Below are 541 nucleotides of genomic sequence, written 5' to 3' on the forward strand. Positions count from 1 at the left end.
CAGCGGCTCGTCACCCAGCGCTGCAACCGCGTCGTAGATGCGCTCCAGCGGGCGCACCTTGCGACCAAGCAGGACCACCGTGGCGCCTGCCGCCGCGCATGCCTGCGCCGCAGCGGCGCCGAGGCCACCAGCGGCGCCGGTGATCAGCACGACACGTCCCGACAAGGCAGCCGACTGCGACTGGGCCTGCATCGAACTCACGGCTGGTACGCCTCGCTGACGATGCGCTTGAGCTCGCCGGCTTCGAACAGCTCCAGCGTGATGTCGCAGCCGCCGATCAGCTCGCCATGGATGAACAGCTGCGGAAACGTGGGCCAGTTGGAGTAGCGCGGCAGATTGGCGCGCACTTCGGGTTCTTCCAACACGTTGACCGTGCGCAGTTGGTCGGCACCGGCGGCGACCAGGGCCTGCACGGCGCGACTGGAAAACTAGCACATCGGAAATAGCGGGGCGCCTTTCATGAACAGCACGACCGGGGGTTGTTCGACTTCGGCCTGGATCCGTTCCATAACCGGCATTGTACTCTCCTGCCTGGGAGCGG

Annotated in this window: 1 protein-coding gene and 1 pseudogene; both read right to left on the reverse strand. The window is 66.5% G+C overall.

What is annotated here, in order from left to right; translation table 11 throughout:
- On the reverse strand, positions 1–201 hold a 201-nt coding region (locus CSC70_RS14315), incomplete at its 3' end, for an SDR family NAD(P)-dependent oxidoreductase (RefSeq protein ID WP_162457231.1).
- Positions 198–518 (reverse strand): annotated as a pseudogene (gene grxD, locus CSC70_RS14320) (Grx4 family monothiol glutaredoxin). The gene CSC70_RS14315 and the pseudogene grxD, both read right to left, overlap by 4 nt.
- Between the last annotated feature and the right edge of the window lie 23 nt (positions 519–541).

Origin of the sequence: Pseudoxanthomonas kalamensis DSM 18571 (assembly GCF_010211745.1) — a bacterium.
Classification (GTDB): domain Bacteria; phylum Pseudomonadota; class Gammaproteobacteria; order Xanthomonadales; family Xanthomonadaceae; genus Pseudoxanthomonas_A; species Pseudoxanthomonas_A kalamensis.